Annotated in this window: 4 protein-coding genes and 1 pseudogene; 2 read left to right on the top strand and 3 right to left on the bottom strand. The window is 73.1% G+C overall.

All coding sequences use genetic code 11. The features are described from left to right. Nucleotides 1-122 precede the first annotated feature (122 nt). The 3 genes from gltX to AC07BF_RS20305 form a co-directional block, all read right to left on the bottom strand. Nucleotides 123-1,646 (bottom strand): glutamate--tRNA ligase, encoded by a 1,524-nt coding sequence (gene gltX / locus AC07BF_RS20315; protein WP_363585714.1) that lies wholly within the window; start codon nucleotides 1,644-1,646, stop codon nucleotides 123-125. Next, entirely contained in the window at nucleotides 1,639-2,439 is an 801-nt protein-coding gene (locus AC07BF_RS20310; protein WP_063347716.1) for a fumarylacetoacetate hydrolase family protein, read from the bottom strand. The genes gltX and AC07BF_RS20310 overlap by 8 nt, the downstream gene beginning before the upstream one ends. 245 nt (nucleotides 2,440-2,684) lie before the next feature. Continuing rightward, the gene (locus AC07BF_RS20305) at nucleotides 2,685-2,954 is read right to left on the bottom strand and encodes a hypothetical protein (RefSeq protein WP_363585713.1); all 270 of its coding nucleotides are present in this window, start codon (nucleotides 2,952-2,954) and stop codon (nucleotides 2,685-2,687) included. Between the two features lie 590 nt (nucleotides 2,955-3,544). Between AC07BF_RS20305 and AC07BF_RS20300 the strand changes: the two genes are divergently transcribed. Together AC07BF_RS20300 and AC07BF_RS20295 are read left to right on the top strand one after the other, a co-directional pair. Beyond that, the gene (locus AC07BF_RS20300; protein ID WP_478333703.1) at nucleotides 3,545-7,429 is read left to right on the top strand and encodes a sensor histidine kinase; all 3,885 of its coding nucleotides are present in this window, start codon (nucleotides 3,545-3,547) and stop codon (nucleotides 7,427-7,429) included. Nucleotides 7,430-7,439: 10 nt separating this feature from the next. Next, a pseudogene (locus AC07BF_RS20295) lies at nucleotides 7,440-7,530 on the top strand (roadblock/LC7 domain-containing protein); the annotation flags it as partial.

Raw genomic sequence — 7,530 nt, 5'->3', positions numbered from 1 at the left:
CCACCACCCCCCCCCCCCACGCCCCTTGATTGCCGTTTTTGCGTTTCGTCCTTCCTCCCCCCCCCCCCCCCCCCCCCCCCCCCCCCCCCCCCCCCCCCCCCCCGGCCTGCTCAGCGGCCCGCTCAGGCGGCCGGCAGGGCCTCCAGGGCGGAGTTCAGCCGGCGCAGCGTCTCGGGGCGACCGAGCAGCTCCATCGACTCGAACAGCGGCGGCGAGACCCGGCGGCCGGTGACGGCGACCCGCAGCGGCGTGAACGCGAACTTGGGCTTGATGCCCAGCCCGTCCACCAGCGCCTCGCGCAGCGCGGCCTGGATCGGCTCCGGGCTGAAGTCCGCGAGCGCCTCCAGCGCCTTGACGCTGGCCTCCAGCACCGGGCGGGCGTCGGCGGTCAGCGCCTTGGCGGCGTCGTCCGGGTCGACGGCGAAGTCGGCCGGGTCGACGAACAGGAAGCCGGCCATGTTCACGATCTCGCTCAGCACGACCATCCGCTCCTGGGTGAGCGGCGCGATCCTGGCGAGCAGGTCCAGCTGCTCGGCGGTCGGCTCGGCCGGCAGCAGCCCGGGGGCCTGGAGGTACGGCACCAGGCGGCGGACGAAGTCCTCCGGGGCCAGCTTGCGGACGTGCTCGGCGTTGATCGCCTCGCACTTCTTCAGGTCGAAGCGGGCCGGGTTGGCGTTCACCTTGGCGATGTCGAAGGCGGCGACCATCTCGTCGATGCCGAACAGGTCGCGGTCGTCGGCCAGCGACCAGCCCAGCAGGGACAGGTAGTTGAGCAGGCCCTCGGGGATGAAGCCGCGCTCGCGGTACAGGTTGAGCGAGGCCTGCGGGTCGCGCTTGGAGAGCTTCTTGTTGCCCTCGCCCATCACGTACGGCAGGTGGCCGAAGCGCGGGGTGGTGCCGTCGCCGACGCCGATCTCGGCGAGCGCGGCGTACAGCGCGATCTGCCGCGGGGTGGAGGAGAGCAGGTCCTCGCCGCGCAGCACGTGGGTGATGCCCATCAGGGCGTCGTCCACCGGGTTGACCAGGGTGTACAGCGGGGCACCGTTGGCCCGGACGATGCCGTAGTCCGGCACGTTCTCCGGCTCGAAGGTGAGCGTGCCGCGCACCAGGTCGTCGAAGCTGAGGGTGCGGTCGGGCATCCGGAAGCGCAGGATCGGCTCGCGCTTCTCCAGCTTGTAGACGGCGACCTGCTCGTCCGTCAGCTCGCGGCAGTGGCCGTCGTAGCCGGAGGGCTTGCCGGCGGCGCGGGCGGCCTCGCGGCGGGCGTCCAGCTCCTCGGTGCTGCAGTAGCAGTGGTAGGCGTGGCCGGCCTCGTGCAGGCGGCGGGCGACGTCGGCGTAGATGTCCATCCGCTGGGACTGGCGGTACGGCTCGTGCGGGCCGCCGACCTCCGGGCCCTCGTCCCAGTCGAAGCCGAGCCAGCGCATCGCGTCGAGCAGCTGGTCGTACGACTCCTCGGAGTCGCGGGCCGAGTCGGTGTCCTCGATCCGGAAGACCAGCGTGCCGCCGTTGTGGCGGGCGTAGGCCCAGTTGAAGAGGGCCGTGCGGACCAGGCCCACGTGCGGGTTCCCGGTCGGGGACGGACAGAAACGAACCCGGACGGCCGGGTTGCCCGCGGCGGAGCCGCTGAGCTTTTCACTAGCCACGCTTGATCACCTTGTTGGTGAGAGTGCCGATGCCTTCGATGGAGACGGCGACCTCGTCGCCGACGTTGAGCGGGCCCACCCCTGCGGGCGTGCCGGTGAGGATGACGTCGCCGGGCAGCAGCGTCATGGCCTCGGAGATGTGGACGATCAGCTCGGCGACCGAGCGGACCATCTGGGAGGTGCGGCCGGCCTGCCGGAGCTCGCCGTTGACCGTGCAGGTGACGGCGAGGTCGGCCGGGTCCAGATCGGTCTCGATCCACGGGCCCAGCGGGCAGGAGGTGTCGAAGCCCTTGGCCCGGGCCCACTGGCCCTCGCGCTTCTGCACGTCCCGGGCGGTGACGTCGTTGGCGCAGGTGTAGCCGAGGATCACCTCGGGCACCCGGTCCAGCGGCACCTCGCGGCACATCCGGCCGATCACCACGGCGAGTTCGGCCTCGTGCTGGACGTCCGAGGAGAACGGCGGGTAGGCGATGTTCTCGGTCGGGCCGATCACCGAGGTGGACGGCTTGAAGAAGGTGAGCGGCACGTCCGGGACGTCGTTGCCCAGCTCGGCGGCGTGCGCCGCGAAGTTGCGGCCGACCGCCACGATCTTGTTGGGGAGCATCGGGCTGAGCAGCCGGACGTCCTGGAAGCGGTAACTCTCGCCGGTCGGCTGGGGCTGGCCGAACGGGTGGCCGGCCAGCGCGTGGACGACCAGCGAGTCGGGCTGGGAAGGGTCGCCCTCCACCACGCCGAAGGAGACGCTGCCGGCGGCAGGGCTCCCCTCCCGGACGGAAAACCTGGCAATGCGCACGGCTGGGATACCCCTCGCTTCGTCGACCGCCCGGGGCGCGCCCGGGCGCTGGTGGGCGCCTCGCCCACGGTGGGCGCGGCCCCGTCAATCGTCGTCCAGGCTATCGCGTGGGGCCCCGGCTGACCGCTTTGCCCCTGTTCAGCGCGGTTGGGCCGCGAGCCCCGGCAACCGCCCGGGAACGCCGCAGGGCGCCGCGACCGCCCTCGGTGGCACGGCCGCGACGCCCGGTCGGAGCGGGGGTCGGGTCAGTCCTGCACGACGACGGGCGCCGGGGCGACCATCAGCTGGGTGCGGCGCGGGTTGGCGGTGCTGGCCGGCAGCTCGGTGCCGTAGGTGACGGCGTCCTCGGGCTTGCGGGCACCCGGGATCGTGCTGAAGTCCGCGACCGAGGCCAGCGTCGTCCGGCGCGGGTTCGCCGTGGAGCGGCAGGGCAGCGTGGACTTGGTGGCCTTCTTCGCCTGGGACATCGAGAGCACCTCGTGGTCGCGGCCGGGCGGATCGCGGCGGATCGTCACCGGCCTGAGTGATTCCGAATGATTCGGAGGGGTTCTGGGCAGGCTGATCGGGGCCGTGCTCCGGAGACAGCCAGGTTACGAGATCTCATTCCACAGGGGCCGTGACCAAAGCTACACATTAGACTGTGATTTTGCTCACAAATTCATGAGCGAATTGCAGATATCCGACATATCGCCGCAACGGGATTTTCCGGCATATCTCCGATAACGGTCATTCCGGAAGGTCCGCGACTCTTTTCGATCTCGGGCCGGGTTGGCATGTATCCGGCGAGTGTCCGAAAAATGCGGTATTCCGGTCCTGTTACGGCACAGTCAGTGAAGTCACGCACGCGTTCGGTAGCGCCGCGCGGCGTGTCCTGGCGGCCCTTGTTGGGATTCCCCGGCTGTGCTGGAATGCCACGGACCGTGGGTAGGGAGAAGTCCACCCCGGCGACGCGCTCACCCGGACCAGCCGGGGAGCGGAAGGAAACTCGACACCGTCCGGTCCGCGGCGACGCGGCGGGACGCCCGGTCCAGAGGTTGCGACGCCAGTGCAGGGACGTTTCAAAAGGGGTAGCGGCGGCGCGGGTAACCCGGAGTCGCACGAGCCCGTGGCAGCCCCCCAGCAGGCGGCGGCCCCCGGCGGCCCGCCCGAGCCGGTGATCCCCGAGGCCCCCGGCCACCCGGAGGACGACGGCCAGGAACGGAAGTCCGCCCGGGACAAGCTCCGGACCACCCTGACCAGGCGGCGGGCCACCGGTCTGAGCCGGCTCGCGATGCGCAACTGGCGCATCCGGACCCGACTGATCGCCCTGCTCGCCCTGCCCGTCCTGGTCTCCCTGGTCCTCGGTGGCCTGCGGATCCAGGCCTCGATGCAGAACTCGCAGCAGCTCTCCCAGATGGCCAACCTGTCCGACCTGGCCAAGAAGGCGACCAACCTCGCGGACGCCCTGCAGACCGAGCGCGACATCAGCGCCGGCTACATCACCGCGCGCCCCAACGACCCGCTCGACGACGACATCGCCACCGCCCGCAGGGCCACCGACGACCTGAGCCGCACCTTCACCGCGTCCTCGGACAAGTTCGAGAACCTCGAGCTCTCGGGCGGGAAGGCGCTGCTGTTCCAGATCCGCAGGGACCTGAACTCGATCTCGGACGCGCGCAACACGCCGTACCAGAACAACCAGAACATCCAGTCGACGATCACCGCCTACGACGTGATCATCCGCGACCTGCTGGCCATCACCCAGGACATCGCGCTCGCGTCGAACAACAAGGACCTGCTCGTCGCGACCCGCTCGCTGCAGCAGTTCTCGCTGGCCAAGAACGCCACCTCGCAGCAGCGCGCCCTGATCGGCGCCGCACTCGCCAACCCCAAGGGCCCCGACCTCAGCCCCAGCGACGAGTCCTTCGGCATCCGCCTGCGCACCTCGTACGACAACTCGCTCACCAGCTTCAACAACATCTACACCGCGCACGACCTGGACAACCTGCGCGGCCAGCTCAGCTACAACTCGGTGATCGCCGACGCCGACCGGTACGCGCGCTCGATCCTCCAGCCGAGCGGCATCCACCAGACCGACCCGGTGACCTACAAGGACTGGTACGAGAAGGCCAGCGCCAAGATCACCGCCGAGCGCCGGATCGAGTCCAAGCTCATCGAGGACCTCGACGGCAAGGCCCAGGACCTCCAGTCCCAGGCCGACACCGAGGCCATCATCATCGGTGCCGCCATCGCCCTGGTGCTGCTCGTCGCCCTCGGTGGCGCCGGTCTGATCGCCCGCTCGATGGTGCGCTCGCTGACCCGTCTGCAGGCCGCGGCCGAGGACGTCGCCGAGCGCCGCCTGCCCGAGCTGGTCAAGACCCTCTCCGAGAGCGACCCGCACGACGTCGACACGACGGTCGAACCGGTGGCCGTCGACTCCACCGACGAGATCGGCCACGTGGCGCACGCCTTCGACATGGTGCACAGCGAGGCCGTCCGCCTCGCCGCCGAGCAGGCCCTCCTGCGCGGCAACATCAACGCGATGTTCACCAACCTCTCGCGCCGCAGCCAGGGCCTCATCCAGCGCCAGCTGTCGCTCATCTCCGAACTGGAGAGCCGCGAGGCCGACCCGGACCAGCTGGCCAACCTCTTCAAGCTGGACCACCTCGCGACCCGCATGCGCCGCAACGGCGAGAACCTCCTCGTCCTCGCCGGTGAGGACCCGGGCCGCCGCTGGACCAGGCCCGTCCCGCTGGTCGACGTGCTCCGCGCCGCCGCCTCCGAGGTGGAGCAGTACGAGCGCATCGAACTCGCCGCCGTGCCGTCGGCCGAGGTCGCCGGCCGCGTCGTCAACGACCTCGTCCACCTGCTCGCCGAGCTGCTGGAGAACGCCACCTCGTTCTCCAGCCCGCAGACCCGCGTCCGGGTCACCGGCCACGCGCTGCCCGACGGCCGCGTCCTGGTCGAGATCCACGACACCGGCATCGGCCTGAGCCCCGACGACCTCGCCGACATCAACGAGCGCCTCGCCAACCCGCCGACGGTGGACGTCTCGGTCTCCCGCCGCATGGGCCTCTTCGTGGTCGGCCGCCTGTCCCTGCGACACGGCATCCGCATCCAGCTGCGCCCCAGCGACTCCGGCGGCACCACCGCGCTGGTCATGCTCCCGGTGGACGTCACCAACTCCGCCGACCGCCGCGGCGCCGGCCGGCCCGGCCCGGCCCAGGCCAAGCAGCAGCGCGGAGTCGCCCCGACGCCGCGCCAGCAGCGCCAGGTGCCGCCCGGCCAGGGCGGCCCGGCCGCGCTCGGCCAGGGCCCGGCCGGCGGTGCCCCGCAGGGCGGCCGCCCGCAGCTCGGCCAGGGCGGCCCCGGTGCTCCGACCGGACCGAACGCTCCGGGTGCTCCGGGTGCTCCGGGTGCTCCGGGTGCTCCGGGTGCTCCGGGTGCTCCGACCGGACCGGGTGCGCCTGCCGCGCCCGGCGGCCGGGCCGGAGGCCTGCCGACCCGCCAGGTCGGCCAGTCGCTGCGCGAGAACCCCGGCCAGCCGGGCCAGCCGGGCCCGGGCCAGCAGCCCCAGGGACCCCAGGGACCGGGCCGGCAAGCCCCGCAGCCCCAGGGCCAGAAGCCGGCCCAGCAGGCCCCGCAGTCCCCGCAGCCCCAGCAGTCCCCGCAGGGCGGCCTGCCGCAGCGCGGCCCGAACCGGCCGGGCCCGGCGCAGGGCGGCCTCGGCGGCCTGCCCCGCCGCGGCCAGCAGCAGCCCGCCCAGGGCCGCCCCGGTCAGCAGCAGCCCGCTCAGGGCCGCCCCGGTCAGCAGCAGCCCGCTCAGGGCCGCCCCGGCCAGGAACGGCCGCGCCCGGGTGGCGAGTTCGACGGCGGTCCGGGCCCCCGGACCGGCGAGCAGCCGCAGCACGGTCGGCCGGGCCGGCCGGGCGGCGCTCCGCAGCAGCAGGGCGGCGCCCGCCCGGGCAACCGCCCGCAGGAGGGCCTGCCCCAGCGCCGGCCGGCCCCGCAGGGCCAGGGCGGCCCCGGTCAGGGCGGCCCGCAGGGCCAGCCCGGTCCGCAGGGCCAGCGCCGTCCGCAGCGCCCCGGCCCGGACGCGCCGCAGCGCGACCGCCAGCCGCAACTGCCGCCGCAGCAGCAGGCCCAGCCGCTGCCGTCGGCCGAGCCGGCACCGGTGGAGAGCACCCAGCAGTTCGCCCGGCCGCGCTTCGAGGCCAGTCAGATCGACCCGCGTGACCCGCTGGGCCTCGGTCTGGTGGAGCCGGTGCTGCCGAGCGTGCCCAACCCGGCGCGTCCGGAGCCGGTCCGTCAGGAGCAGGCCCGGCCCGAGCCGGTGCGCCAGGAGCAGGCCCGGCCGGAGCCGATGGCGCTGCCGACCGGCCCGTCCGGGGGTGCGGCCGAGCAGCCGTGGTACCCGCAGGAGGGCGGGCAGGAGGCGCGGCCGCGGACGTACCAGCCGCGCCGGCCCGGCACCTCGGCGCCGGAGTTCCAGCCGTCCGACCCGCAGGGCCGACAGGGCCGGCCGGCCCAGGCCCCGCAGCCCCAGGCTCCGCAGCAGGCCGCGCAGGCTCAGGCCCCCCAGGCCCCGCAGCCCCAGGCCCCGCAGCAGGGTCAGCAGCAGGGCCAGCAGCAGGGCCAGCAGCCGCAGCCCGGCACCGGGGACGCCCCGTGGCGCCCGTCCGCGAACGACGAGCGCTGGCGCCGCGCCGAGCAGGTCCGCGAGCCCTCGACCAGCGGCGTCACGATGTCCGGTCTCCCCCGGCGGACCCCGCAGGCCAACCTGGTCTCCGGCACCGCCGAGGCCTCGCCGCTGACCGGTCCGCAGGTCTCCCGGGCCCCCGAAGAGGTCCGCGGCCGGCTGACCAACCTGCGCCGCGGCATCCAGCAGGGCCGCCGGGCCGGAGCCGAACAGGCCAACCAGCCGGGCTCCCAGCATGGTGCCCAGCAGCCCGGATTCGATAGTTTCGGTGGCCGGACCGACGGCAACGGCGCAGATCACCAGGAGCGTTGAGTTGAATCAGATGAGCCAGGCCGCACAGAACCTGAACTGGCTGATCACCAATTTCGTGGACAACACCCCCGGGGTGTCCCACACCGTGGTGGTCTCCGCCG

The sequence above is a fragment of the Kitasatospora sp. NPDC043950 genome (genome assembly GCF_056435345.1).
The sequence above is the reverse complement of the archived record's forward strand: the minus strand, read 5'-3'. Positions and strand labels throughout refer to the sequence as shown.